Source organism: Azospira restricta, from assembly GCF_016858125.1.
Taxonomy (GTDB): Bacteria; Pseudomonadota; Gammaproteobacteria; order Burkholderiales; family Rhodocyclaceae; genus Proximibacter; species Proximibacter restrictus.
Window position 1 is genome coordinate 146,483 of the sequence record NZ_CP064781.1, and the last position, 21,698, is coordinate 168,180.

General features: G+C 70.1%; 23 protein-coding genes and 1 tRNA gene. 12 read left to right on the forward strand and 12 right to left on the reverse strand.

Annotated elements, in window-relative coordinates:
- Positions 1-2: 2 nt before the first annotated feature.
- From IWH25_RS00610 to ybaK, 4 genes are all read left to right on the forward strand, one after another.
- On the forward strand, positions 3-476 hold the full coding sequence (locus IWH25_RS00610) for a methylated-DNA--[protein]-cysteine S-methyltransferase (protein WP_203387429.1): 474 nt from the start codon (positions 3-5) through the stop codon (positions 474-476).
- Positions 473-1,426 (forward strand): site-specific tyrosine recombinase XerD, encoded by a 954-nt coding sequence (xerD, locus tag IWH25_RS00615; RefSeq protein ID WP_203387430.1) that lies wholly within the window; start codon positions 473-475, stop codon positions 1,424-1,426. The genes IWH25_RS00610 and xerD overlap by 4 nt, the downstream gene beginning before the upstream one ends.
- Positions 1,427-1,497: 71 nt before the next feature.
- Positions 1,498-3,567: a sensor histidine kinase gene (locus tag IWH25_RS00620; protein WP_203387431.1), complete on the forward strand. Its 2,070-nt coding sequence runs from the start codon at positions 1,498-1,500 to the stop codon at positions 3,565-3,567.
- Positions 3,568-3,583: 16 nt separating this feature from the next.
- Positions 3,584-4,072, forward strand: coding sequence for a Cys-tRNA(Pro) deacylase (gene ybaK, locus IWH25_RS00625; RefSeq protein ID WP_203387432.1), 489 nt, complete (start codon positions 3,584-3,586; stop codon positions 4,070-4,072).
- A gap of 11 nt (positions 4,073-4,083) precedes the next feature.
- Here the strand turns inward: ybaK and IWH25_RS00630 are convergent, their stop codons facing one another.
- On the reverse strand, positions 4,084-4,437 hold the full coding sequence (locus IWH25_RS00630; RefSeq protein WP_203387433.1) for a dihydroneopterin aldolase: 354 nt from the start codon (positions 4,435-4,437) through the stop codon (positions 4,084-4,086).
- Positions 4,438-4,478: 41 nt separating this feature from the next.
- Here IWH25_RS00630 and plsY point away from each other — a divergent pair, with 41 nt between their 5' ends.
- On the forward strand, positions 4,479-5,090 hold the full coding sequence (gene plsY / locus IWH25_RS00635; RefSeq protein WP_203387434.1) for a glycerol-3-phosphate 1-O-acyltransferase PlsY: 612 nt from the start codon (positions 4,479-4,481) through the stop codon (positions 5,088-5,090).
- Here the strand turns inward: plsY and tsaD are convergent.
- Positions 5,087-6,103: a tRNA (adenosine(37)-N6)-threonylcarbamoyltransferase complex transferase subunit TsaD gene (gene tsaD / locus IWH25_RS00640; protein ID WP_203387435.1), complete on the reverse strand. Its 1,017-nt coding sequence runs from the start codon at positions 6,101-6,103 to the stop codon at positions 5,087-5,089. The two genes, plsY and tsaD, sit on opposite strands and share 4 nt — an antisense overlap.
- A gap of 121 nt (positions 6,104-6,224) precedes the next feature.
- Here tsaD and rpsU point away from each other — a divergent pair, with 121 nt between their 5' ends.
- The 5 genes from rpsU (at position 6,225) to IWH25_RS00665 (ending at position 10,926) form a co-directional block, all read left to right on the forward strand.
- Entirely contained in the window at positions 6,225-6,437 is a 213-nt protein-coding gene (gene rpsU, locus IWH25_RS00645) for a 30S ribosomal protein S21 (protein ID WP_203387436.1), read from the forward strand.
- A 150-nt stretch (positions 6,438-6,587) separates the two neighbouring features.
- Entirely contained in the window at positions 6,588-7,034 is a 447-nt protein-coding gene (locus IWH25_RS00650; RefSeq protein ID WP_203387437.1) for a GatB/YqeY domain-containing protein, read from the forward strand.
- An 18-nt stretch (positions 7,035-7,052) separates the two neighbouring features.
- Positions 7,053-8,810, forward strand: coding sequence for a DNA primase (gene dnaG, locus IWH25_RS00655; RefSeq protein ID WP_203387438.1), 1,758 nt, complete (start codon positions 7,053-7,055; stop codon positions 8,808-8,810).
- A 49-nt stretch (positions 8,811-8,859) separates the two neighbouring features.
- Positions 8,860-10,833 carry an RNA polymerase sigma factor RpoD gene (gene rpoD / locus IWH25_RS00660; protein WP_203387439.1) on the forward strand — a complete coding sequence of 658 codons (1,974 nt, stop codon included), beginning with the start codon at positions 8,860-8,862 and terminating at the stop codon, positions 10,831-10,833.
- A 16-nt stretch (positions 10,834-10,849) separates the two neighbouring features.
- Positions 10,850-10,926 (forward strand) — tRNA-Ile (locus IWH25_RS00665).
- Between the two features lie 46 nt (positions 10,927-10,972).
- Here the strand turns inward: IWH25_RS00665 and IWH25_RS00670 are convergent.
- On the reverse strand, positions 10,973-11,575 hold the full coding sequence (locus IWH25_RS00670) for a cysteine hydrolase family protein (protein ID WP_203387440.1): 603 nt from the start codon (positions 11,573-11,575) through the stop codon (positions 10,973-10,975).
- A gap of 83 nt (positions 11,576-11,658) precedes the next feature.
- On the opposite strand from IWH25_RS00670, the gene IWH25_RS00675 reads away from it, so the two are divergent.
- Complete coding sequence (locus IWH25_RS00675; RefSeq protein WP_203387441.1) at positions 11,659-12,561, forward strand: LysR family transcriptional regulator; 903 nt, start codon at positions 11,659-11,661, stop codon at positions 12,559-12,561.
- Between the two features lie 117 nt (positions 12,562-12,678).
- Here the strand turns inward: IWH25_RS00675 and IWH25_RS00680 are convergent, their stop codons facing one another.
- The 7 genes from IWH25_RS00680 to glyQ all read right to left on the reverse strand — a co-directional run bounded on the left by IWH25_RS00680 (position 12,679) and on the right by glyQ (position 18,750).
- Positions 12,679-13,281, reverse strand: a complete 603-nt coding sequence (locus IWH25_RS00680; RefSeq protein ID WP_203387442.1) for a hypothetical protein — start codon at positions 13,279-13,281, stop codon at positions 12,679-12,681.
- 1 nt (position 13,282) lies between these two features.
- The gene (gene gloA, locus IWH25_RS00685; protein WP_203387443.1) at positions 13,283-13,669 is read right to left on the reverse strand and encodes a lactoylglutathione lyase; all 387 of its coding nucleotides are present in this window, start codon (positions 13,667-13,669) and stop codon (positions 13,283-13,285) included.
- 13 nt (positions 13,670-13,682) lie between these two features.
- Entirely contained in the window at positions 13,683-14,423 is a 741-nt protein-coding gene (locus tag IWH25_RS00690; RefSeq protein WP_238998968.1) for a M48 family metallopeptidase, read from the reverse strand.
- Positions 14,413-15,150, reverse strand: a complete 738-nt coding sequence (locus IWH25_RS00695; protein ID WP_203387444.1) for a lysophospholipid acyltransferase family protein — start codon at positions 15,148-15,150, stop codon at positions 14,413-14,415. The genes IWH25_RS00690 and IWH25_RS00695 overlap by 11 nt, the downstream gene beginning before the upstream one ends.
- Positions 15,147-15,686, reverse strand: a complete 540-nt coding sequence (gene gmhB, locus IWH25_RS00700) for a D-glycero-beta-D-manno-heptose 1,7-bisphosphate 7-phosphatase (RefSeq protein WP_203387445.1) — start codon at positions 15,684-15,686, stop codon at positions 15,147-15,149. Before gmhB ends, IWH25_RS00695 begins: the two co-directional genes overlap by 4 nt.
- An 81-nt stretch (positions 15,687-15,767) precedes the next feature.
- The gene (gene glyS / locus IWH25_RS00705; protein WP_376990128.1) at positions 15,768-17,852 is read right to left on the reverse strand and encodes a glycine--tRNA ligase subunit beta; all 2,085 of its coding nucleotides are present in this window, start codon (positions 17,850-17,852) and stop codon (positions 15,768-15,770) included.
- A 16-nt stretch (positions 17,853-17,868) separates the two neighbouring features.
- Positions 17,869-18,750 (reverse strand): glycine--tRNA ligase subunit alpha, encoded by an 882-nt coding sequence (gene glyQ / locus IWH25_RS00710; RefSeq protein WP_203387446.1) that lies wholly within the window; start codon positions 18,748-18,750, stop codon positions 17,869-17,871.
- Between the two features lie 324 nt (positions 18,751-19,074).
- On the opposite strand from glyQ, the gene IWH25_RS00715 reads away from it, so the two are divergent.
- Entirely contained in the window at positions 19,075-19,302 is a 228-nt protein-coding gene (locus tag IWH25_RS00715) for a glycine zipper 2TM domain-containing protein (protein ID WP_203387447.1), read from the forward strand.
- A gap of 8 nt (positions 19,303-19,310) precedes the next feature.
- On the opposite strand, the gene lnt is transcribed toward IWH25_RS00715, so the two are convergent.
- Complete coding sequence (gene lnt / locus IWH25_RS00720) at positions 19,311-20,822, reverse strand: apolipoprotein N-acyltransferase (protein WP_203387448.1); 1,512 nt, start codon at positions 20,820-20,822, stop codon at positions 19,311-19,313.
- On the reverse strand, positions 20,819-21,667 hold the full coding sequence (locus tag IWH25_RS00725; RefSeq protein WP_203387449.1) for an HlyC/CorC family transporter: 849 nt from the start codon (positions 21,665-21,667) through the stop codon (positions 20,819-20,821). Before IWH25_RS00725 ends, lnt begins: the two co-directional genes overlap by 4 nt.
- Between the last annotated feature and the right edge of the window lie 31 nt (positions 21,668-21,698).

Genomic DNA, 21,698 nt, shown 5'->3' on the forward strand with positions numbered 1-21,698 from the left:
CCATGACTACGCAAGACTACGCCGCCATCGTCGCCGCCCCCGGCTTCGCCCTCGGCATCCGCTGCGCCGGCGCCGACTGGATCGAGGCGATCGAATTCCTGCCGCCGCAGGCGGCGCGGGCGGCGCGTACCCCGCTCGCCGGCGAAGCGGCACGCCAGCTGGCGGCCTGGCTGGACGATCCCGACTTCGCCTTCGGCCTGCCACTGAAGCCGTCCGGCACGGCCTTCCAGCGCCGCGTCTGGGCGCAGATCGCGACCATCCCGTGCGGCGAGACGCGTACCTACGGCGACGTCGCCCGCGCCCTGCACAACGCCCCGCGCGCCGTCGGCCAGGCCTGCGGCGCCAACCCGTTCCCGCTGGTGGTGCCCTGCCACCGCGTCGTCGCCGCCAACGGCGGCCTCGGCGGCTTCGACCGCCACGGCCGCGGCTTCCTGCTCGACATCAAGCGCTGGCTGCTGGCGCACGAACAGCGATGAGCGCGCCGCGCGGCCGCCCGCCGGCAGCGGCCGCCTTGCCGCTACCCCCGCTGGCGGCGGCCGATGCCGCCGAGATCGACGCCTTCTGCGACGCCGTCTGGCTGGAGGACGGTCTCGCCCGGACCTCGCTCGCCAGCTACCGCAGCGACCTCGCCCAGTTCGCCCGCTGGCTGGCAGCGGCCGGCCAACCGGGAGTGGCCGTCGCCGACGAAGCGGCGGTGACGCGCTACATCGCCGAACTGTCGCGCACGCTGCGCACCACCTCGCAGATGCGCCACCTGTCGACACTGCGCCGCTACTACCGCTGGCTGCTCGTCGAACGGCGCGTCGGCGAGGACCCGACGCGGCGCATCGCCAACCCGGCGCGGCCGGCGCGGCTGCCGAAGCCGATCAGCGAGGCGCAGGTCGAGACGCTGCTCGCCGCCCCGCCGGTCGGCACGCCGCTCGGCCAGCGCGACCGGGCGATGCTGGAGACCCTCTACGCCACCGGCCTGCGTGTCTCCGAGCTGGTTGGATTGAAGCTGCACGAGCTGAGCCTCGACATGGGACTCGTCCGCGTCTTCGGCAAGGGCGGCAAGGAGCGGCTGGTGCCGCTCGGCGAGGAGGCGGTGGCCTGGCTGAAGCGCTACCTCGCCGACGGCCGCCCGGCGCTGCTCGGCAAACGGCAGAGCGACGCGGTCTTCGTCACTGCGCGGGCGGCGGCGATGACGCGGCAGATGTTCTGGCATCTGATCAAGGGCTACGCCGCGGCGGCCGGCCTCGACGCCGGGCAGATCTCGCCGCACACGCTGCGCCACGCCTTCGCCACCCACCTGATCAACCACGGCGCCGACCTGCGCGTCGTGCAGCTGCTGCTCGGCCACGCCGACATCACGACCACGCAGATCTACACGCACGTCGCGCGCGAGCGGCTGAAGGCGCTGCACGCGGCGCACCACCCGCGCGGCTGAAGCGCGCTGCGCGGGCAGCGGCGAGCGGCCGGCGATGCTATCCTGTCGACCGATCCTCCCGTCATGACACGATGCGGCCGACCGCCTTTGCCCCCCCTCCCGTACTGACGCTCGGCGCCATCGCTGCCTTCCTGATCGCGGCGACGTTGGTGCTCGACCTGGTCGACAGCCGCCGCACCGAGCTCGACTATGCGATCCGCCAGATCGAGCAGCACGACCGGATGCTGGCCGAGCACGTCGCGCGCTCGTTCGACAGCATCGAGGTGCTGCTCGACGAGATGCGGCTGACGCTGCAGGACAACGGCCGCTGGCAGCACTGGAGCAGCGCCGCCGGCCACCAGTACCTGAAGGAGCGACTGACCCGCTCGCTGCCGCAGATCCGCCACCTGATCATCTTCGACGCCGGCGGCAACCAGCGCCACACCAGCTTCGCCGAGGCGCCGCCGCCGATCAACGTCGCCGACCGGCCATACTTCCGGCAGCTCGCCGACGGCGCCGAGCGGGCGCGCTACGGCCCCTACATCGGGCGCAACTCGAACCGCCCGACCTACGCCGTCGCCCGCCGCCTGACGCAGGGCCGGGACCGTTTCGCCGGTGCGCTGATGATCGCGATCGAACCGGAATACTTCGAGCAGTTCTGCCACACGACGCGCCCGTACGAGGAATTCGAGGCCGCCATCGTCAACGGCGAGGGCCGCATCATCGCCTTCTGCCGCTCGCTGGCCAGCGCCGCGAACCGCCCGGCCGGCGGCGCCGGCACCGACTTCCGGCAGGTGCTGGCCGGCGGCGAATTCAGCGGCCGCGCGATTCCGGGCAAGCGCAGCGTCGTCACCGGCGACGGCTTCGTCCTGGCGAGCGAGCCGGTGCCCGGCTACGCCGACCTGCGCGTGGTCAGCAGCACGCCGAAGGACATCCTGGTGCAGGGCTGGCGCAAGCATGCGCTGCGCACGCTGGGGCTGTCGCTGCTCGGGCTGGCGGCACTGCTCGGCGCCGCGTTGCTGATCCGGCGCCAGTTCCGGCAGCTGTCCGCGCTCGCCGGCGAACTGCGGAAGAGCCACGAGACGCTGGAAGCGCGGGTGCACGAGGCGACGCACGAGCTGCAGATTCGCCGCGCCGAGGCCGAGCGGCTGGCCGAATCGAAGTCGCGCTTCTTCGCCGCCGCCAGCCACGACCTGCGCCAGCCGCTGCACGCGCTGCAGCTTTTCCTCGGCGACCTCGCGCGGCTGGCCGAGACGCCCGAGCAGAAAGTCCTGGTGCAGCGCATCGACACCGCGACCCGGGCGATGACCAGCCAGCTGCGCAGCCTGCTCGACATCTCCCGGCTGGACATGGCCAACATCGTCCCGGAGCGCGTCGCGCTGGAGATCGCCGCGCTCTTCGAGCAGCTGGCCACGACCTACCAGCCGAGCGCCGAGACGGCCGGCGTGCGCCTGCTGTTCCGGCCGCGGGCGGCGACCGTCGACACCGACCCGGCGCTGCTCGCGCGCCTGCTCGGCAACCTGATCGACAACGCGATCAAGTTCTCGCCGGGCGGCCGCGTGCTGGTCTGCGCACGCTGGCGGGCGAACGCCGTGCGCATCGAGGTTCGCGACAACGGCCGCGGCATTCCGCGCGACCAGCAGCAGGCGATCTACGACGAGTTCTACCAGATCGGCAACAGCGCCCGCGACCCCGGCGCCGGCCTCGGCCTCGGGCTGGCGATCGCCCACCGCATCGCCCGCCTGCTCGGCGCCAACCTCAGCCTGCGCTCCGACACCGGCGCCGGCACCAGCTTTGCGGTCACGCTGCCCAGCCGCAGCGGCACGCGCCAGGCGCCGGCGGCGCCGCCGGCCGAACCTCGCCTGGTGCTGATCGGGGAGCCCGGCGATTTCGCCGCGCGCGCGCGGCGCTGGGGCTACGGCATCGCGATCGCCGACACCGTCGCCGCCGCCTGGCGGCTGCTCGACGGCGGGCAGGGCATCCCGGTCATCGTCTGCGGCGCGGCCTGCCGGCTGCCGGCCGACGCGCTCGCGCTGCTGCGCCAGCACCCGGGCGTGGTGATCTCGCCAGCGGACTGCGACATGCCGGACCTCGGCGCGTATCATCTGCGTGAACCAGTGAAACCGGCGCGCCTGCGCGCACTGCTGCGCAGCCTGCATTGATTCCTAGCCTTGCCCGATGAAGAACGACCACGCCCCGGAAACCCCCGCCACGCGCTACCTGCGCAGCCACCGCGTCGCCTATTCGAACCACCTCTACGCGTACGAGGAGCACGGCGGCACGCGCGTCTCGGCGCGCGAGCTGAACGTCGACGAGCACGCCGTGGTGAAGACGCTGGTGATGGAGAACGAGGCGGCGAAGCCGCTGATCGTGCTGATGCACGGCGACCGCAAGGTATCGACCAAGGAACTGGCGCGGCAGATCGGCTGCAAGAAGGTCGAGCCGTGCAAGCCGGAGGTCGCCAACCGCCACACCGGCTTCCTGGTCGGCGGCACCAGCCCGTTCGGCACGAAGAAGCCGATGCCGGTGTATATCGAGAAGACCATCCTCGACCTGCCGCTGGTCTATATCAACGGCGGCCGCCGCGGCTACCTGGTCGGCGTGCACCCGCACGACATCCTGCGCGTGCTGCAGCCGACGGTGGTCGAAGTCGCGCTCAGGGACTGAGCGCCGCCGGCTCAGGCCGCACCGCGCTCGATGACGACGCCGACGCGGCGCACGCCGCGCATCATGCCGAGCTTGGCCACCGAGACCTGCACCCACTGCGCGCCGAAATCCTCGAGCAGCAGCGTCGCCACGTACTCGGCCAGCTTCTCCAGCAGGTTGAAGTGGCGCGCGCCGAGTTCGGCGCGCAGCCGCTCGGCGACCACCGCGTAGTCGATGGTGTCGCGGATGTCGTCGGAGGCGCCGGCCGACGCGGTCGACGCGCCGATGCGCAGGCTGATCTCGATCGTCTGCGGCACGGCCTTCTCGCGCGGGTAGATTCCGATCAGCGTGTCGACGCGAAGGTCGTCGATGAAAATGATGTCCATGGCGCGGTGTAGAATTCGGCATCGCATTCTACCCCAGCCCCATGGATAGCTCCCTGATCGTTCCCGCCGCCGTCGTCAGCGCCTACCTGCTCGGTTCCATCCCCTTCGCCGTCGTCGTCAGCCGTCTGTTCGGCCTCGCCGACCCGCGCAGCTACGGTTCGGGCAACCCCGGCGCGACCAACGTGCTGCGCAGCGGCAACAAGGCCGCGGCAATCCTGACGCTGCTCGGCGACGCCGCCAAGGGCTGGCTCGCGGTCTTCCTCGCCGCGCGCTACGGGCTGTCCGGCGCCGCCGTCGCGCTGGTCGCGCTGGCCGTCTTCTTCGGCCACCTGTTCCCGGTATTCCTGAAGTTCAAGGGCGGCAAGGGCGTCGCCACCGCCGCCGGCGTGCTGCTCGCGCTCGACTGGGTGCTCGGCCTCGCGGTGCTCGCGGTGTGGCTGCTGACCGCGCTCTTCTCGCGCTACTCGTCGCTCGGCGCGCTGCTCGCGGCCGCCAGCGCACCGATGCTGGCGGCGATGATGTGGGGCGCCAGCGGGCAGATGCTGGCCGTCGGGGTGATGGCGGCGGCGCTGATCGGCAAGCACTGGGGAAACCTGCAGCGCCTGCTGGCCGGCACCGAGCCGAAGATCGGCGCGAAGAAGAAGGCGGCCTAGCCGGAAATCTCGGCGAGCGGCCAGCGCGGGCGAACGGCGAAGCCGCCGGCGGTTTTCGGCACGGCGCCGGCGGCGAGGCGCAGCGCCCCGGCGAGCGCGATCATCGCGCCGTTGTCGGTGCAGAATTCGAGCTCCGGGTAATAGACCGCGATGCCGCGCCGCGCCGCCCGTGCGTCGAGCTGGCGGCGCAGTTCGCGGTTGGCGCCGACGCCGCCGGCGACCACCAGCTGCTTCAGCCCGCAATCCTTCACCGCCTGCAGCGACTTCTTCACCAGCACCTCGACGATCGCATCCTGGAAACCGCGCGCGACGTCGGCCCGCTCCTGCTCGCTCAGCGAGCGCTCGCGCACCTGCGTCAGCACCGCGGTCTTCAGCCCGGAGAAGCTGAACATCAGGTCGCCGGAGTTCAACATCGGCCGCGGCAGCTTGACCGCCCCCGCCGTACCGCGCTCGGCCAGAGCCGCCAGCGCCGGGCCGCCGGGATAGCCCAGCCCGAGCAGCTTAGCGGTCTTGTCGAAGGCTTCGCCGGCGGCATCGTCGAGCGTCTCGCCGAGCAATTCGTAGTCGCCGACGCCGGCGACGCGCATCAGCTGCGTGTGGCCGCCGGAGACGAGCAGCGCGACGAAGGGGAAACGCGGCGGCCGCGCCGACAGCAGCGGCGACAGCAGGTGGCCTTCGAGGTGATGCACCGGCACCGTCGGCACGCCGAGCGAGGTCGCCAGCGCCTCGGCGAAGGCGGCACCGACCAGCAGTGCGCCGGCCAGCCCCGGCCCCTGCGTGTAGGCGATCGCGCCGACCTCGTCGAGCGAGTGCCCGCTCTCTTCAAGAACCTTGCGCAGCAAGGGAACGGTGCGCCGGATGTGGTCGCGCGAGGCGAGCTCGGGAACGACGCCGCCGTAGTCGCGGTGCATCGCCACCTGCGAATGCAGCGCGTGCGCCAGCAGGCCGCGCGCCGGGTCGTAGAGCGCGACGCCGGTTTCGTCGCAGGAGGATTCGAAGCCGAGGATCAGCATGGGCGGCGATTTTACCCGAGCCGGAAAGCGAAATCGCCGGTGGACTTGGAAAAAGCTTGACGGTCTGTTTATAATCGCGGTCTTTCCCATTTTTCCAACCTAACTGATTGGACTGATTTCAATGCCGAGCATTCGCGTCAAGGAAAACGAGCCGTTCGAAGTTGCCATCCGCCGCTTCAAGCGCACTGTCGAAAAAACCGGTCTGCTGACCGAGCTGCGCGCCCGCGAGTTCTACGAGAAGCCCACCGCCGAGCGCAAGCGCAAGCTGGCCGCCGCCGTCAAGCGCCACCACAAGCGCATCCGCAGCCAGACCCTGCCGCCGAAGATGTACTAAGCGGCTTCGGCCGCAGCAGTCGTCGCACCAGCAACACTGCTTCAAACCGCGCCAGTCCCAATCCTGGCGCAACGCAGTTTTCCGACGCAGCGAAAGCCAGAGCCGTCCATCCTGAGGTGGACGGCTTTTGACGTTTGTGGGGATCAAGACATGACGCTCAAGGAACGCATCACCGAGGACATGAAGGCCGCCATGCGCGCCAAGGAAGCGGCGAAGCTCGGCGCCATCCGCCTGCTGCTCGCGGCGATCAAGCAGAAGGAAGTCGACGAGCGCATCGAACTCGACGACGCCGGCGTGCTCGCGGTCGTCGAGAAGCTGCTCAAGCAGCGCAAGGACAGCATCGCCCAGTACGAGGCGGCGAAACGCGACGACCTCGCCGCCGCCGAGCGCGCTGAGGCCGAGCTGCTCGCCTCGTACATGCCGGTGCAGCTGTCGATCGCGGAAATCGCCGCCGAAGTCGCCGCCGCCGTTGCCGCCACCGGCGCCGCCGGCCCGGCCGACATGGGCAAGGTGATGGGCGCGGTCAAGGCGAAGCTCGCCGGCCGCGCCGACATGGGCGAAGTCTCGAAGCAGGTCAAGGCCGCGCTGACCCGCTGAGCACCGACCGGCGGCGCGATGATTCCTGAATCCTTCATTCAGGACCTGCTGCATCGGGTCGACATCGTCGACCTGATCGACGCGCACGTGCCGCTGAAGAAGGCGGGCGCCAACTACGCCGCCTGCTGCCCGTTCCACAACGAGAAGACCCCGTCCTTCACCGTCAGCCCGCAGAAGCAGTTCTACCACTGCTTCGGCTGCGGCGCGCACGGCACCGCGATCGGCTTCATGATGGAATATTCCGGCATGGGCTTCGTCGACGCGGTGAAGGACCTCGCCGGCCGCGTCGGCATGCAGGTGCCGGAACAGGAAGGGCGCCGCCGCGAGCCGCACGACGGCCCGCGCACGACCGACCTCGCCGAGGTCATGGCCCGGGCCGCCGCCTGGTACCGCGAACAGCTCAAGCTGTCGCCGAAGGCGATCGACTACCTGAAGCGCCGCGGCCTGACCGGCGAGATCGCCGCCAAGTTCGGCATCGGCTACGCCCCCGACGGCTGGCAGGGCCTGCAGGCGGTCTTTCCGCGCTACGACGCCCCCGAGCTGCTCGCCGCCGGCCTCGTCATCGAGAACGAGCAGGGCCGCCGCTACGACCGCTTCCGCGACCGCGTGATGTTCCCGATCATCAACCCCAAGGGTGAGGTGATCGCCTTCGGCGGCCGCGTGCTCGACGGCGGCGAGCCGAAGTACCTGAATTCGCCGGAGACGCCGCTGTTCGAGAAGGGGCGCGAGCTGTTCGGCCTGCCGCAGGCGCGCGCCGCGCTGCGCGAGACCGACACGGCGATCGTCGTCGAGGGCTACATGGACGTCGTCGCGCTGGCGCAGCACGGCGTCGGCAACGCGCTGGCGACGCTCGGCACGGCGACGACCGCGACGCACGTGCAGAAGCTGCTGCGCCAGGTCGACCGCATCGTCTTCTGCTTCGACGGCGACAACGCCGGCCGCAAGGCCGCCTGGCGCGCGCTGGAGAACTCGCTGGAGGCGCTGCCCGACCAGAAGACGATCGGCTTCGTCTTCCTGCCCGAGGAGCACGACCCCGACAGCTACGTGCGCGAGTTCGGCAAGGACGCCTTCAACCGCCTGGTGGCGCAGGCCACCCCGCTGTCCGACTTCCTGCTGCGCGAGCTCGGCCGCCAGTGCGATCTGACCAGCGCCGAGGGCAAGGCCAAGCTGGTCGCCGACGCCAAGCCGCTCCTGCAGAAGCTGCAGACGCCGCTCTTGCGCCTGCAGCTGGTGAAGCGGCTGGCCGAGGCGAGCGGCTTCTCGCAGCCGGAGGTCGAGCGCCTGTGCGAGCTGCGCACGATCGCGCCGCCGGCGCCGGCGCGCGCGCCGCGGCAGTCGCCGGCGGCGACCTTCATGAGGAAGCTGATCCGGCTGATCCTGCAGAAGCCGGAACTCGCGCTGCGCCTGCCGATCGAATCGCTGCCGGGCGACGTTGCCGAAACGCGCACGCTGCGCCGGCTGGTCGCGGTGGTCCGCGACGCCGGCGAGCCGGCGCCGGGCTACGCGGCGCTGCTCGAGCGCCTGCGCGGCGGCGACGACGACCAGCTGCTGAAACGGGCCGCCTCCGACCTGATGCACGAACCCTTCGCCGAGGACGAGATCGAGGCCGAATTCGCCGGCACGCTGGCGAAGTTCGCCCGCGACGCGCAAAAGGACGAAATCGACGCGCTCAAGGCCAAGGCGGCGGCGCTCGGCGTCGCCGGCCTGTCGGCCGAGGAAAAGGCCCGCTACGTGGCCCTGCTGACGGCCCGCGGCAAACCCGAAAATGCAAGCTAAGTTGTGATATAATTTGAAGTTTTTCCAACCCAAACACCGGGAAATGGACATGGCCACCGTAAAAGCCAAGACACCTGCCAAGGACACCAAGGTCAAGTCGGCGAAAGCCAAGGAGAAGGCCGCCGCCGAGCTGCTCGCGCAAGCCGGCAACGCGCCCTCGCCGGTCGACGCGGAAACGCGCAAGACGCGCCTGAAAAACCTGATCAAGCTCGGCAAGGAGCGTGGCTACCTGACCTACGCCGAGATCAACGACCACCTGCCGGACGACGTCGTCGACGCCGAGCAGATCGAGTCGATCATCTCCACCTTCAACGACATGAACATCCAGGTCTTCGACGAGGCGCCGGCCGCCGAGGACCTGCTGATGTCGGACGCGACGCCGACCGTCGCCGACGACGAGGAAGTCGAGGAAGAGGCCGAGCAGGCGCTGTCCACCGTCGATTCCGAGTTCGGCCGCACCACCGATCCGGTGCGCATGTACATGCGCGAGATGGGCTCGGTCGAGCTGCTCACGCGCGAGGGCGAGATCGAAATCGCCAAGCGCATCGAGGACGGCCTGAAGCACATGATCCAGGCGATCTCCGCCTGCCCGACGACGATCGCCGAGATCCTCGACGCCGTCGCCAAGATCGAGCGCGACGAGATGCGCATCGACGAGCTGATCGACGGCCTGATCGACCCGAACGCGGTCGCCGAAGAGGAGATGGCGGCGGCCGAGGAAGTCGCGCTCGAGGAGGAAGAGGAAGACGACGACGAGGAAGGCGGCGATGAAGGCGGCGCCGCGGCCTCCGCCTCGCTGCTGCAGCTCAAGGCCGACGCGCTCGAGCGCTTCGCGGTGATCAATGCGCTGCACGCCAAGGCACACAACGCGCTGGTCAAGAAGGGCTCGCAGGACAAGACCTACCTCAAGCTGCAGCAGCAGATCTCCGACGAGCTGATGTTCATCCGCTTCACGTCGCGCACCATCGAGCGCCTGTGCGACTCGGTGCGCGGCATGGTCGAGGAGGTCCGCGCCTGCGAACGCAAGATCCAGCAGATCTGCGTCGACAAGGTGCACATGCCGCGCCCGCACTTCATCAAGGTCTTCCCGGGCAACGAGATGAACCTCGACTGGGTCGACGGCGAGATCGCGTCCAACCCGCGCAGCTACGGCCCGGTGCTGACGCGCAACGCGCCGGCGATCAAGGAACAGCAGCAGAGACTGATCGACCTGCAGACCCGCATCGGCATCCCGCTGAAGGAACTGAAGGACATCAACAAGCAGATGTCGACCGGCGAAGCCAAGGCCCGCCGCGCCAAGCGCGAGATGACCGAAGCCAACCTCCGGCTGGTGATCTCGATCGCCAAGAAATACACCAACCGCGGCCTGCAGTTCCTCGACCTGATCCAGGAAGGCAATATCGGCCTGATGAAGGCAGTGGACAAGTTCGAATACCGCCGCGGCTACAAGTTCTCGACCTACGCCACGTGGTGGATTCGCCAGGCGATCACGCGCTCGATCGCCGACCAGGCGCGCACCATCCGCATCCCGGTGCACATGATCGAGACGATCAACAAGATGAACCGCATCTCGCGGCAGATCCTGCAGGAAACCGGTGCCGAGCCCGATCCGGCGACGCTGGCGAAGAAGATGGAAATGCCCGAGGAGAAGATCCGCAAGATCCTCAAGATCTCGAAGGAACCGATCTCGATGGAGACGCCGATCGGCGACGACGACGACTCGCACCTGGGCGACTTCATCGAGGACACCGCGACGCTGGCGCCGACCGACGCCGCACTGTTCTCCAGCCTGCGCGGGATCACCAAGGAAGTGCTCGACACGCTGACGCCGCGCGAGGCGAAGGTGCTGCGCATGCGCTTCGGCATCGAGATGAACACCGACCATACGCTGGAGGAAGTCGGCAAGCAGTTCGACGTCACCCGCGAGCGCATCCGCCAGATCGAAGCGAAGGCGCTCAGGAAACTGCGCCATCCGAGCCGCTCCGACAAGCTGAAGAGCTTCCTCGACAGCGGCAACAACTGAGCCGCCGACCACTTCGGGGACTGTAGCTCAGTCGGTTAGAGCAGAGGACTCATAATCCTTTGGTCCAGGGTTCGAGTCCCTGCGGTCCCACCAAACAAAACGGCTTCCCGCGGGAAGCCGTTTTCGTTTGCGCCCCTGCTCAGGCCGGCAGCGCCGCGCAATCGCGGAGCACCGTCGCGAAGGCATCATTCAGCTCGGCCAGCGCGGCGCGCTGCACGTCTGCCGCCGCCACCGTTTCGCCCCACGGCAACGGCAGGTCGCGCGTCGCGCAGGCGGCAGCAACCACCCAGTTGAGGTAGCCGAGCTCGGCCGCGGCGCGCGTCGTCGTGCTCACGCAGAGGTGGGTCATGAAGCCGGCGATGAGCAGCTGGCCGACGCCGGCGGCGGCAAGCTGTTGCTGCAGGTCGGTGCCGGCGAAGGCGTTCGGCCGCGTCTTGGCGACGACGTGCTCGCCGGCGCGCGGGGCGAGGTCGCCGATGAATTCGGCCAGCGGCCCGCCGTCGGCGAAGACCGGCGCCCCCGGCGGCAGCGCATGGCGGACATGGAAGACCGGCACGCCGCGCGCGCGGGCCCGCTGCAGCAGCGTCGCGCATTCGCCGACCGCCGCCGGCATGCCCGCCAGCGGCAGGCGGCCCTCGACGTATTCGCGTTGATGGTCGATCAGGACGAGCGCGGTGCGCGTCCAGTCGATCTCGGGACGGGAGCGGCCGGCGATTTCGGCGAGCGTTCGCGGAGGATTCATGGCAAGGCTCCTGATCGTGGATGACCCGGCCATCGTAGTCCGACGTAAGATGAACGTAAATTGCGAATCGATGCGAGGTTAGCGTGCAAAAACGTTCACTTGAATGGGATCACCTGCAGACGCTGGCGGCCGTCGTCCGCGCCGGCAACAAGTCGGCGGCGGCACGCGAGCTCGGGCTGACGCACGCTACCGTCGGCCGCCGGCTGCGCGACCTGGAAGCGGCGCTGGGCACCGCGCTGTTCGCGCGCAGCGAGGCGGGGCTGGAACTGACGGCGACCGGGCGCCAGGCGCTGGCGGCGGCGACGGCAATGGAGGGGGCGGCCGGCGCGCTCGCGCGGCAGCTGCAGGCCGGCGACGGCGAACTGCGCGGCCGCGTCCGCGTGACCTGCACCGAGGGTTTCGGCACCGACCTGCTGCCGCGACATCTGCCGGCGCTGCACGCCAGCCACCCCGGTCTCGAACTGGAAATCCTGATCGATTCGCGCACGCTATCGCTGACGCGGCGGCGCGCCGACCTGGCGATCCGCCTCGCCCGCCCGCAGGAGGAAGCCCTGGTCACGCGCCGCCTGGCCGAGCTTCCCTACGCGCTGTGCTGTGCGCCGGCACTGGCCGACGCCGCCGCCCGGGCGCTGGCCGCCGGTGCGCCACTGCCGCTGTGCCGCTTCGAGGCAAGCCTCGGCGAATTGCCCGAATCGCGCTGGCTCGACGAGCACCTGCCCCAGGGCCGCCCGGTGCTGCTGTCGAACAATGCGCTGACGCTGCTGCAGGCCTGCGCCGCCGGCGCCGGCGTCGCGCTGCTGCCGGTCTATCTCGCGCGTCGACACGGACTGGCGCTGCTGGAGACGCCAGCGGCGCCGCGTCGCTCGGCCTGGCTCGCCTATCCGGAGGAATACCGCGAGGTGCCGCGCTTCCGCGCCGTCGCCGACTGGCTGATCGCAACCTTCGCCGCCGAGCGGGCGGCGCTGGCCGGCGCCGCCGGGCCGTAGCCCGCCAGCGCCGGCTCAGCCGCCTCTCCAGGGGAGATCTTCGCAGTGCGCGCTACGCACAGCGCAGGCGCAGGCGCAGCCGGAGAGTACTTCCTCGCGGCGCGCAAAGCGCGCCGCTCAGGCGAAGCGGACCAGCGCCGGATCGTCGTGGTGGTCGATCAGGATGCGCCGCACGCGCTCCTGCCACAACGTGCCGAACAGCGTCGCCTGCTCGGTGCTGGCGCTGCCCTGTAGCAGCAGCGGCAGCAGTTCGCCCATGCGCGGATCGGCCGGCACCGGCGACAGGTCGAGCGTACAGCGCAGCGCGCCGGCGCCATCGAGCCGCGCGAAGCGGAGCTCGCCCGCCTCCGGCACGTCGAACTGCAGCAGGTCGCGGCGCGAGAAGCGTCCGGCCAGCCCCTTGAAGCCGCCGCTGCCGGCGGCGCCGGTGAGCAAGCCGGCGATGCCGGCGATGACGCCGGCGACGCCGCTCTTCTGGCTCTCGCCGAAGTCGACGCGCACCGCCCCGCGCTCGGGACACGCGTCGCCGTAGAGCATGCGCAGCGCCCGCGTCGTCATCAGCCAGGCGCCGGCCACGGTCGGGCACGAATGCCCGGCGAGGCGCACGGCGTCGGCATAGCGGTACTCGATCAGCCCGCCCTCGGCGGCACCGAGGAACTCGGCCAGCGGGTCGCGCACGACGAAACCGGGAATGTCGTCGAAGAAGGCGGGAAAGCCCATCTCAGTCCTTTCGCTGGATCAGTTCGATCTTGTAGCCGTCGGGGTCCTCGACGAAGGCGATCACGGTCGTGCCGTGCTTCATCGGCCCGGCCTCGCGCACCACCTTGCCGCCGCGCGCGCGGATCGCCTCGCAGGCGGCGTAGGCGTCGGGCACGGCGATCGCGATATGGCCGAAGGCGTTGCCCGGCTCGTAGGCGGCGGTGTCCCAGTTGTGCGTCAGCTCGAGCACCGCCGTGTCGGCCTCGTCGCCGTAGCCGACGAAGGCCAGCGTGAAGCGGCCGTCCGGATAGTCCTGCCGGCGCAGCAGGCGCATGCCGAGGACTTCGGTGTAGAAGGCCAGCGAGCGTTCGAGCTCGCCGACGCGGAGCATGGTGTGCAGGATGCGCATGGTGGTGTTCTCTCTACCAGTGGGGGATGAAGGCGGCGAGGCGCTGCAGTTCGACGCGCGCGGCGCGATAGTCGGGACAGGCGGTCTCGACGAGAGACCAGAAGCGCGGACTGTGGTTCATCTGCCGCAGGTGCGCGAGCTCATGCACGACGACGTAGTCGACGATCGCCTCGGGGAAATGGATCAGCCGCCAGTTGAGGCGGATGCCGGTCCGGCGGCTGCAGCTCCCCCAGCGCGTGCGCGCCGACGACAGCGCCAGCGGCGGCACGTCGACGCCGAGCAGCGGCGCGTAATGCGCCAGGCGCGCGGCGAACAACTCGCGTGCGCGCTCGCGCAGCGCGCGCTCGAGCTGCGCCCCTGGCACCGCGCAGGCCTTCAGGTACAGCGTCAGCGCGTCGGCGCCCCACACCGGGCGGTTGGCGCCGAGCGCGAGGCGCACCGTCAGCTCGCCGCCGAGGTACGGGATGCGCACGCCGTCGACGATCGCCAGCGGCTCCGGCCGGCGGCGCGTGCGCCACTCGTCGAGCTTGTCGACCACCCAGTCGCCGTGGCGGCGGATCAGTGCCTCGACCTCGGCCAGCGAGGTCCGCCGCGGCGCGCCGACGCGCAGCCCGCGATGGTCGATGGAGAGGCCGATGGTGCGCCGCGTGCCGCGGCGCAGCAGGTAGGGAACGATGCGGTCGCCGAGCGTGATCCGGCGCATCTCCTCGCCGGCGGCGACGGCGACGCCGGTCAACGGCAGGTCAAGCTGCATCCGGGTAGCGGTGCGGCGACAGGCGCCGCATCTCGGCCTCGATCCAGGCCTCGGTGCGGGCATTGATCTCGTCCTGCGACAGGCCGGCGGTGTCGATCGCCGGGCCGATGCTGACGACGACGTGGCCCGGCCGCTTGAGGAAGGCGTTGCGCGGCCACACTTCGCCGGCGTTGTGCGCGACCGGCACCACGCGGGCGCCGGTGTGCGCCGCGAGGTAGGCGCCGCCCTGCTTGTAGCGCCGCGTCTCGCCGGGCGCGACGCGCGTGCCTTCGGGGAAGATGATGATCCAGAAGCCGCGCGCGAGGCGGTCGGCGCCCTGCTCGACGACGCGGTTGAGCGCCTCGCGGCCGGCGCTGCGGTCGATCGAGATCATCTGCAGCGCGGACAGCCCCCAGCCGAAGAAGGGCAGCTTCATCAGCTCCTTCTTCAGCACGAAGACGCAGTAGGTGCGTTCCGGCAGCAGGTCCTGCAATGCCACCGTCTCCCACGCCGACTGGTGCTTGGCGAGGATGATCGACGGTTCCGCCGGCAGGTTGTCGCGGCCGCGCACTTCCCAGGTGATGCCGAGCAGGCGGCGGAACATCCACATCAGCCCGCGCCGGTAGTACCAGACGGTGCGGAAGCGGGTCAGCAGCGGCACGGCGCCGGCGACCAGCAGCGCCGAGCCGAACAGCATCGTCCACAACGTCGAGACGAGCATGAACAGCGACGAGCGGAGAATCGTCATGCGGCGCGTAGGATGTAATCGACGGCGGCGGCGAGATCGGAAAAGACCAGCGTTCCTGCCGGCACGGCCGGGTCGTGCTGCGTCTTCACGCCCTTGCCGGTCAGCACCAGCATCGGCCTAGCGCCGGTGGCGGCCGCCGCCTGCAGGTCGCGCAGCGAATCGCCGACCGCCGGCACGCCGGCGAGGTCGGTGTTGTAGCAGGCGGCGATGCGCTCGAACATCCCCGGCTGCGGCTTGCGGCAGTCGCAGCCGGCGTCGGCCGCGTGCGGGCAGTAGAACACCGCGTCGATGCGGCCGCCGGCGGCGGCGACCGTCTTGTGCATCTTGTCGTGGATCGCGTTCAGCGTGTCCATCTCGAACAGGCCGCGGCCGACGCCGGACTGGTTGGTGGCGACGACGACGCGATAGCCGGCCTGGTTGAGGCGCGCGATCGCCTCCGGGCTGCCCGGGATCGGCTTCCATTCCGCCGGCGACTTGATGTACTGGTCGGAGTCGAAGTTGATGACGCCGTCGCGGTCGAGGATGACGAGTTTCATGGTCCAGTCGAGAGTCGTTGGTCGAGGGCCGCAGGCCGGATGGCAGGCGCCGCGCGGCGCCCTCCCGGCCCTCGCCTCAGATTACACCGCCAGCTTCGAAATATCCGCCACCGCGTTGAGCTGGTCGAACAGCGACTTCAGCAGGCCGAGGCGGTTGGCGCGCACCAGCGGCTCGTCGGTATTGACCATCACCTCGTCGAAGAAGCGGTCGACCTCGGCGCGCACGCCGGAGAGCGCGATCAGCGCATCGGCGTAGTCGCCGTTGGCGACATGCGACTTCACCAGCGGCGACAGCTGCACGACGCGCTCGAACAGCGCCTTCTCGGCGGCTTCCTGCAGCAGCGCGACGTCCGGCTCGGGAATCGCGCCGTCGGCCTTCTTCAGGATGTTGCCGATGCGCTTGTTGGCTGCGGCGAGCGCTTGCGCGGCATCGTGCGCGAGGAACTTCTGTACCGCGTCGAGCTTCGCCGGCACCAGGTCGATGCGCGTCGGGCGCTGCGCCAGTACCGCCTCGATCACGTCCTGGCCGTGCCCGGCGTCGCGCAGGTAGCCGCGCAGGCGGTCGAGCATGAAGTCGTGCAGCTGCGTCCGGCAGTCGGCGGCGGTCAGCACGCCGGCGGCGAAGCCGTTCGCCGCCTCGTCGATCAGTTCGCCGAGGTCGAGCGGCAGCGGCGACTCCATCAGGATCCGGAGGACGCCGAGCGCGGCGCGGCGCAGGCCGAACGGGTCCTTGTCGCCGGTCGGCACCTGGCCGATGCCGAAGAAGCCGACCAGTGCGTCGAGCTTGTCGGCGAGCGCGGCGGCGCAGGCGATGTTGCCGGCCGGCAGCGCGTCGCCGGCGAAGCGCGGCTGGTAATGCGCCTGGATGGCGTCGGCCACTTGGGTGTCTTCGCCGTCGTGCAGCGCGTAGTAGCGGCCCATGATGCCCTGCAGCTCGGGGAACTCGCCGACCATGTCGGTGACCAGGTCGGCCTTGGCCAGGCGTGCGGCGCGCGCGGCCAGCACCGTGTCGGCGTTGAGCTTGCCGGCGATCGTCCGCGCCAGCGACTCCATGCGCTCGACGCGCTGCAGCAGCGAGCCGAGCTTGTTGTGATAGACGACGCTGCCGAGCTTCTCCAGGCGCGAGGCGAGCGTCGCCTTGCGGTCCTGGTTGAAGAAGAAACGCGCATCCGACAGGCGCGGGCGGACGACGCGGGCGTTGCCGCCGACGATGTTCTTCGGATCGGCGACCGCCATGTTGGAGACGATCAGGAAGCGGTTCTGCAGCTTGCCGGCGGCGTCGAACAGCGGGAAGTACTTCTGGTTCGCCTGCATCGTCAGGATCAGGCATTCCTGCGGCACTTCGAGGTATTCCGACTCGAACTCGCTGACGTAGATCACCGGCCACTCGACCAGCGCCGTCACTTCGTCGAGCAGCGCGTCGAGCAGCTTGACCTGGGCGCCGAGCTCGTCGGCCTTCCGCTGCAGCGCCTGGGCGATGATCTCGCGGCGGCGCGCGAACGACGCGACGACCTTGCCGTCGGCTTCCAGCTTGGCTTCGTAGTCGTCGGCCGATGCGAGCGGCAGCGGGCCGGCGGCGAGGAAGCGGTGGCCCAGCGTCGCGTTGCCGCTCGTCAGACCGAGCGCCTCGCCCGCCACGACGTGCTCGCCGTGCAGCATGACCAGGCCATGCACCGGGCGCACGAACTGCACGTCGGAATCGCCCCAGCGCATCACCTTCGGGATCGGCAATTTTTTGAGCGCGTCGCCGACGATGCCGCCGAGCACCTCCGCCAGCTGCGCCCCCTTGACGGTGGCCTCGTAGAAGAAGGTCTCGGACTTGCCGTCCAGGCGCTTCTCGAACTTGCCGATCTCGCTCGTGGGAATGCCCTTGGCGTCCAGCTTCTTCAGCAGCGCCGGGGTCGGCTGGCCGTCCTTGTCGAGCGCGACGGCGACCGGCATCACCTTCTCGTGCACGGTGGCGTCCGGCGCCACCGCCAGCACCTGCGGAATCTGCACGGCCAGCCGCCGCGGCGTCGCGAACCAGCGGTAGGCACCGCCGGCCTGGACGAGGTTGCGGTCGGCGAGGCCGGCATGGACGCCGGCGGCAAAGACTTCACCGAGTTTCGCCAGCGCCTTCGGCGGCAGTTCCTCGGTACGGAGTTCGACGAGCAGGGTCTTGTTCATGATCTTTCGCTCCCCCTTATTTGCACATGGGGAAGCCGAGGGCTTCACGCGAGTTGTAGTAGGCCTGCGCGACTTCGCGCGCCAGCGCGCGGACGCGGCCGATGTAGGCGGCACGCTCGGTGACCGAGATGGCGCCGCGCGCGTCGAGCAGGTTGAAGGTGTGCGAGCACTTCATCACCTGCTCGAAGGCCGGCAGCGCGAGGTTGGCGGCCATCAGGCGCTTGGCTTCCGACTCGTGCTCGCCGAAGTGGCGGAACAGCAGGTCGACGTTCGAGTGCTCGAAGTTGTACTTCGACTGCTCGACCTCGTTCTGGTGATAGACGTCGCCGTAGGTGATGCGGTAGCCCGGGCCCTCGGCCCAGACCAGGTCGTAGACGTTCTCGACGCCCTGCAGGTACATCGCCAGCCGCTCGAGGCCGTAGGTGATCTCGCCGAGCACCGGCTTGCAGGTCAGCGAACCGACTTCCTGGAAGTAGGTGAACTGCGTCACTTCCATGCCGTCGAGCCAGACTTCCCAGCCGAGGCCCCAGGCGCCCAGCGTCGGCGATTCCCAGTCGTCCTCGACGAAGCGGATGTCGTGTTCCTTGAGGTTGATGCCGAGCGCTTCCAGCGACTGCAGGTACAGCTCCTGGATGTTCAGCGGCGACGGCTTCAGCACCACCTGGTACTGGTAGTAGTGCTGCAGGCGGTTGGGGTTCTCGCCGTAGCGGCCGTCCTTCGGCCGGCGCGAGGGCTGCACGTAGGCGGCATTCCACGGCTCGGGGCCGATCGCGCGCAGGAAGGTAGCGGTGTGGAAGGTACCGGCACCGACTTCGATGTCGTAGGGCTGCAAGAGCGCGCAGCCCTGCTTGTCCCAAAACTGCTGCAGACGCAGGATGACTTCCTGGAAAGTAGGCATGAAGAGCTTTTCGGAATGGCGAAAAACGCTGATTTTACTTGCTTTCGCGCCCGACAAGAACCGGCTCGTCAGCCCGGCGCCGAGCAGCGCGCGACGGTGACGATCGGTGACCGGTTGTAAAAAATTTCGACTGACGCCCGCCCGCCGGCCGGCCGGCATGCCCGGCCGGCCGGCGCGGAGGCGGCGCACGACCGGCGCCGCCGCGGTTACGAATCGACACAAGCGCGGGCGAACGACGGCCGGCGCACGGCTTCCAATCGAACAGGGACGCGCCGCGGACAACGCCGGCGCGCTTGTCGCAACCTCCGGGGAAAGGAGACCACCATGCGTCGAAACAGTATTTCAGCCACGCTGAGCGCCCTTGCCCTCGCCCTCTCGCTGGGCGGCTGCGCCACCTGGGACAGCATGTCGGCACGGCAGAAGAGCACCGCGGTCGGCGCCGCGGTCGGCGGCGTCACCGGCGCCGCGGTAACCCACGGCAACGTGCTCGGCACCGTCGGCGGCGCCGCCATCGGCGGCTTCATCGGCGACGAAATCGGCAAGCGCCGCTGAGCGGCCGGCTACTCCGGCCGGCGGCGGCCGCCGGCGAGCAGCAGCAACAACGCGGCGGCCACCGCCGGCACGTTGCCCCAGCGCACGAAGGGCGTCGTCCCGGCGTAGCCGCTCACCTCGGCGACCAGCGCGTCACGGGTGAACGGCGGCAGCGCCGCCTGCACGCGACCGTCGGCGCCGACGATCGCGGTCATCCCGGTGTTGGTCGCGCGCAGCATCGGCCGGCCGGTCTCGAGCGCACGCAGCTGCGCGATCTGCAGGTGCTGCGGCTGGGCCAGCGAATCGCCGAACCAGGCGGTGTTGGAGAGATTCACCAGCAGCGTCGCCTGCGGCAGCGCGCGGATGATTTCACTGCCGAAGACGTCCTCGTAGCAGATGTTCACCGCCACCTGCTGACCGGCGATCGCCAGCGGCGCCTGCCGGTCCGGCCCCGGCGTGAAGTTCGACATCGGGATGCGCATCAGGTCGAGGAACCATTGGAAACCCGGCGGCACGAACTCGCCGAAGGGCACCAGGTGCGACTTGCTGTAGAGCTGCGTCGGCGAGACGCCGATGCTCGCCGCGGCGTTGGCGTAGCGTTCGCCGTCGCCGACGGGAACGCCGAAGAGCAGGTCGCCCTGCTGCGCCAGCGCGTGTTCGAGCAGGCGCTCCAGGTAGGGCGGCGGCAGTTCGCCGAGGAAGGCGGGGATCGCCGTTTCCGGCAGCACGGAGAGCGTCGCCGGATGCTCGCGCAGCAGCCGGTCGTAGATGACGAGCGACTCGTTCAGCTTCTCGGGGCGCCATTTCAGGTCCTGCGGGACATTGCCCTGGAGCAGCGCGACCTTCACCGGCGCGCCGACCGGCGCCGTCCAGCGCAGGTCGCCGAGCAGGTCGCCGCCGGCGAGCACGGCGCCGATCGAGAGCAGCGGCAGCGCCGGACAGAACAGGCGGGTACGCGCGTCGGCGCAGGGAACGACGAACCAGCGCCGCAGCACTTCGGCGATCGCCGCGCCGAGCAGCGCGGCGAGCAACGACAGGCCGTAGACGCCGACGATCGGCGCGTAGCCGGCGAGCGGGCTCGGCGGCGCCTGCGAGTAGCCGAGCACGAGCCAGGGGAAGCCGGTGAACAGCCAGCTGCGCAGCCATTCGCCGAGCGTCCACAGCGCCGCGAAGAACAGCGCGTCGGCGACGAATCCGCCGCGCCGCCAGCGCGCGAAGGCGTAGCCGGCGAGCGCCGGGAACAGGGCGAGCACGGCGCAGAACAGCGCGGTGGCGATGCCGGCGAGTACCGGCGGCAGGCCGCCGAAGACCGACAGGCTGACATAGACCCAGGACGTGCCGACGCCGAACCAGCCGCAGCCGAAGGCGAAGCCGAGCCCGGCGCCGCCGCGGCCGCTGCCGGCCCGGCGCAGCAGCGCGAAGAGGCCGGCCGGCACCAGCCAGCCGAGCGCGAACCAGCCGAACGGCGCGAAGGCGAGGACGCCGGCGGCGCCGAGCAGCGCGGCCGCGAGCGGCGGCAGGAAGCGGGCGGCGCCGCTCACGCCGTCGGTACGGCGCGGTCGGCCGCCGGCAGCTGTTCTACGAGCAGGGTATAGACGCGGCGGCGGTCGGCGCGCAGCACGCGGAAACGGAAGCCGGCGAGTTCGATCGACTCGTTGCGCTTCGGCACGTGGCCGAGCTCGGCGAGGATCAGGCCGCCGACGGTGTCGATCCCGTCGCCGGCGAGCGCGCAGCCGAAGGCCTGGTTGAAGTCGTCGATCCGCGTGCGCGCCTTGACCCGGTAGCGACCCGACTGGTCGAGGCGGATCTGGTCGTCGGCCTCGTCGAAGTCGTATTCGTCCTCGATGTCGCCGACGATCTGCTCGAGCACGTCCTCGATCGTCACCAGCCCGGCGACGCCGCCGTACTCGTCGACGACGATCGCCATGTGGTTGCGCGAGACGCGGAATTCGCGCAGCAGCACGTTCAGTCGCTTCGACTCGGGGATGAAGACCACCGGCCGCAGCCAGTCGCGCAGGTCGCAGCTCGTCTCGCCGCCGAGGCGGAGCAGGTCCTTGGCGAGCAGGATGCCGACGACGTTGTCGCGGTCGCCGTCATGCACCGGGAAGCGCGAGTGCGCGGTGTCGATCACCGTGCGCCGGATCTCGTCGAGCGAGTCGTTGAGGTCGATGGTGTCCATCTGCGCGCGCGGCACCATCACGTCGCGCACCGCGGTCTCGGAGGCCGACAGCGCGCCCTCGGTGATCGACAGCGCGTCGGCGTCGAGCAGGTTGCGCTCGCAGGCGGAGTGCAGCAGCTGCATCAGCTGCTCGCGGTCTTCCGGCTCGCGCAGCAGCAGCGACGACAGTCGCTCGAAAAAGGTCGGTTTGCTGGTCGAACTGTCCATAGCGAAGTGGTGTGCCGCCGGCGGCGCGGGC

Coding starts and splice junctions, on each gene's coding strand:
- IWH25_RS00610 (WP_203387429.1), top strand. CDS start 3: ATGACTACGCAAGACTACGCCGCCATCGTCGCCGCCCCCGGCTTCGCC.
- xerD (WP_203387430.1), top strand. CDS start 473: ATGAGCGCGCCGCGCGGCCGCCCGCCGGCAGCGGCCGCCTTGCCGCTA.
- IWH25_RS00620 (WP_203387431.1), top strand. CDS start 1,498: ATGCGGCCGACCGCCTTTGCCCCCCCTCCCGTACTGACGCTCGGCGCC.
- ybaK (WP_203387432.1), top strand. CDS start 3,584: ATGAAGAACGACCACGCCCCGGAAACCCCCGCCACGCGCTACCTGCGC.
- IWH25_RS00630 (WP_203387433.1), bottom strand. CDS start 4,437: ATGGACATCATTTTCATCGACGACCTTCGCGTCGACACGCTGATCGGA.
- plsY (WP_203387434.1), top strand. CDS start 4,479: ATGGATAGCTCCCTGATCGTTCCCGCCGCCGTCGTCAGCGCCTACCTG.
- tsaD (WP_203387435.1), bottom strand. CDS start 6,103: ATGCTGATCCTCGGCTTCGAATCCTCCTGCGACGAAACCGGCGTCGCG.
- rpsU (WP_203387436.1), top strand. CDS start 6,225: ATGCCGAGCATTCGCGTCAAGGAAAACGAGCCGTTCGAAGTTGCCATC.
- IWH25_RS00650 (WP_203387437.1), top strand. CDS start 6,588: ATGACGCTCAAGGAACGCATCACCGAGGACATGAAGGCCGCCATGCGC.
- dnaG (WP_203387438.1), top strand. CDS start 7,053: ATGATTCCTGAATCCTTCATTCAGGACCTGCTGCATCGGGTCGACATC.
- rpoD (WP_203387439.1), top strand. CDS start 8,860: ATGGCCACCGTAAAAGCCAAGACACCTGCCAAGGACACCAAGGTCAAG.
- IWH25_RS00670 (WP_203387440.1), bottom strand. CDS start 11,575: ATGAATCCTCCGCGAACGCTCGCCGAAATCGCCGGCCGCTCCCGTCCC.
- IWH25_RS00680 (WP_203387442.1), bottom strand. CDS start 13,281: ATGGGCTTTCCCGCCTTCTTCGACGACATTCCCGGTTTCGTCGTGCGC.
- gloA (WP_203387443.1), bottom strand. CDS start 13,669: ATGCGCATCCTGCACACCATGCTCCGCGTCGGCGAGCTCGAACGCTCG.
- IWH25_RS00690 (WP_238998968.1), bottom strand. CDS start 14,423: ATGCAGCTTGACCTGCCGTTGACCGGCGTCGCCGTCGCCGCCGGCGAG.
- IWH25_RS00695 (WP_203387444.1), bottom strand. CDS start 15,150: ATGACGATTCTCCGCTCGTCGCTGTTCATGCTCGTCTCGACGTTGTGG.
- gmhB (WP_203387445.1), bottom strand. CDS start 15,686: ATGAAACTCGTCATCCTCGACCGCGACGGCGTCATCAACTTCGACTCC.
- glyS (WP_376990128.1), bottom strand. CDS start 17,852: ATGAACAAGACCCTGCTCGTCGAACTCCGTACCGAGGAACTGCCGCCG.
- glyQ (WP_203387446.1), bottom strand. CDS start 18,750: ATGCCTACTTTCCAGGAAGTCATCCTGCGTCTGCAGCAGTTTTGGGAC.
- IWH25_RS00715 (WP_203387447.1), top strand. CDS start 19,075: ATGCGTCGAAACAGTATTTCAGCCACGCTGAGCGCCCTTGCCCTCGCC.
- IWH25_RS00725 (WP_203387449.1), bottom strand. CDS start 21,667: ATGGACAGTTCGACCAGCAAACCGACCTTTTTCGAGCGACTGTCGTCG.